This window comes from Mesorhizobium sp. M1E.F.Ca.ET.063.01.1.1 (assembly GCF_003998155.1).
In the GTDB taxonomy this organism is placed as follows: domain Bacteria; phylum Pseudomonadota; class Alphaproteobacteria; order Rhizobiales; family Rhizobiaceae; genus Mesorhizobium.
Genome location: NZ_RZSC01000849.1, coordinates 1 through 2360, shown reverse-complemented (window position 1 = coordinate 2360; position 2360 = coordinate 1). Strand labels below are relative to the sequence as shown.

The following is a 2360-nucleotide window of genomic DNA, read 5'->3' as shown; positions in this document are numbered from 1 at the left end:
CTATCCGACAAATACAGTCCGGATGCCATGCGGGCCGCCATCATTGCTCATGAGACGGGCGCTGCCGACAGCATGACGCGCGAGGAGAAACTCGAAGCGATCTGGAACGCCACGCATGCGGAGTGCAAGGGGCGCGCCGGCGAGATCGACCGTGAGGCCTGGCCACAACAACACCGGGGCAAGCGGACAATTATGGTCAATGCCGGCGCCGAGGGCGCCGTGCTCAAGCTCCTCGAGGATCTGTCTGACGACGAGGTCGATCGCCTTTTGCCGACCAGGTGAGTCAACTCGAGGCCACTCATTTCCACCGCGTCCAATCCCGGCGGCGCGCCAATCCGATCGCCTAAGCGTGCTTGCGGGACGCCTTCGCAAGGAGAATGCCGAGCCGAAGAAAAGGCTCGGGCTCGACTGAGTCGGTCAAAGCCAACATTTTCTGCTCAAGATCCTGCTCAGGTTGGGCCATCATGTAATCCGTCCAGCACTGTGCCTGCGTCGCGGTTTCCCCAGCTGAACCGCTTTGGTGTCCATCGTTCGGAAGGTGAACGTGACCATGGTCCCCTTCGCGGCGCACGCCGCGGTTCTCTCAAGTTGAACTGACGCCTGTTCCCCTCGAGGCGTCATCTCTCTGACAGGACATTGTGCTTTGTCGCAGGGCTTCAGTGCTCCCTACCTCGGACCGGCCGTTCAGCACGTGGAGGACGAAATGCACGCTGAGGCTTTCAGCAGCCCCATTTTTGCGAAGCGCGCCACATACATCGTACAAGAGATCGCCAGTCTTGCCGACGCCGATCGACCTTCTGGAGGAATGGCCTGAAGAGTGCAGGAACATCATCCACGAGACCGCCCTGAAGGCCTGCTATGATGCATATGACGGGCGCAAACCATTGAGCGCCGCGCCTGGCCTTCCAGGGCTCCGCCAAGCGCGTCGCTATATTGGAAGATCCGACCTCCGCCATGCAGTGGATTGGCGCTTGCAAATCGGTCACTGGAAAACTGTAGGTTAATGTTGATGGATCAGCAGTTGGGGCTGGCGCGAGGCACGCAGGAAAGGCATTCTGTCGTGACTTCACAATCGGCGAAGCAGAAACAGTCCTAAGATCCAGTTGAACGACGGCATCCAATCCGATCAGGCGGCCGCGTCTGGCCGGCTGGATCACGGTGGCCGGATGCAGGGGTTCTGTTCAGCGAAGCGTTGCGGGGCGAAAACCTGCATCGTGGCTGTAGAGGAGGGGGAGATGGCAGGCTTGAGCAGGTTCGAGAGGCCGGTGGTCGTTCAGCTGGGCCGCCACGGCGCGGACCGCATCGTCCTCGATGTCAACGACGCAGCCACAATATTGCTGCGCAATGTTCCTCATCAAACCGAGAAGCGCCGGAGAGCAATGGACGCCTGCCTACAGGTGCTGCGTGGTCAGGCTCATCCCCCAGCCGCGCGGCGGGCTTTCGTGGCAGCCGCCCTCGAAGCAAAGATCCTGCGTAGCGATTAAGATCCATACGCCGCCACCCCAAGATCTTCGCAAGTTAATTGCATCCCGACCGGGCGGTCTGTCTGCGGCCGAGAAGTGCGACAGGTGCATTGGTGAAGCGTTCAGCCTCAGTTCGCATGCGCATGCAGCGCAGACGACTGAAGCCTTGGGGACGACCTCAGATTTCGTGCGGGAGCGCGGTACGGCGTCTGCCAGAATGAAAGGATCGTAATTCGTGCCAGTCGGACCTAAGGGCCAGTAGCATCCTGCCGGTCGTGGGCTTCCTCGCCGGTGGCAATGCACGTGACGCGGACGGCGTTGCCGATTACATCGCGCTTATCAAGGGCACATGTTCGCCGTCGTGACCATGCCATGACACGGATAAGCTGCTTCGCTATTTCCCACCAAAGTGAGAAATCTGATATCGCTTAGCGATGAGGGAAACCGTTCTGGCGATGCTGGAGCAGCATGTGCTCTTGGGCGAGCGCCACATTGCGCGCCAGCGTGAGATCGTCGCGGATTTCCATCATAAGGGTTTTAGGACAGAGTTGGCCGACGAACTTTTGAACCTGTTCGAGCAGATGCAGCTTTTGCACGTCGCTCATCGGGATCGGATTTTGCGTTCAAACTAACACACCGCCACTGGATCATCTTCGGTCGTACCGCTGCGTGCTGTTGGGCCCCGGATCCGGTGTGTCCGGCAGCGGCATTCCGGCGCGCTGTGTTCCTGGAGGCAGAGTGGGGCGGGGAGGAGTGCGGGCCAGGCGGCGCAGAGAGAGCGCCGTTGGTCCCGGACCCTCTCCAAGACAAGGAACGACCCCATGAACATAATCGCCGCGCCGGCTGCCGCCACGGCCGCCGCCCATATCGCCACGCCTGCACTCGGCGCGCCCACGC

The 2360-nt window shown here is 60.7% G+C and carries 2 protein-coding genes and 1 pseudogene; 2 read left to right on the top strand and 1 reads right to left on the bottom strand.

Annotated elements, in window-relative coordinates:
* Nucleotides 1-282: pseudogene (locus EOA29_RS33285) on the top strand (hypothetical protein); the annotation flags it as partial.
* 821 nt (nucleotides 283-1103) lie between these two features.
* Nucleotides 1104-1484, top strand: a complete 381-nt coding sequence (locus tag EOA29_RS33275) for a DUF982 domain-containing protein (protein ID WP_245468665.1) — start codon at nucleotides 1104-1106, stop codon at nucleotides 1482-1484.
* A 407-nt stretch (nucleotides 1485-1891) separates the two neighbouring features.
* Here the strand turns inward: EOA29_RS33275 and EOA29_RS41815 are convergent, their stop codons facing one another.
* The gene (locus EOA29_RS41815; RefSeq protein ID WP_189479073.1) at nucleotides 1892-2068 is read right to left on the bottom strand and encodes a hypothetical protein; all 177 of its coding nucleotides are present in this window, start codon (nucleotides 2066-2068) and stop codon (nucleotides 1892-1894) included.
* Nucleotides 2069-2360: the final 292 nt, after the last annotated feature.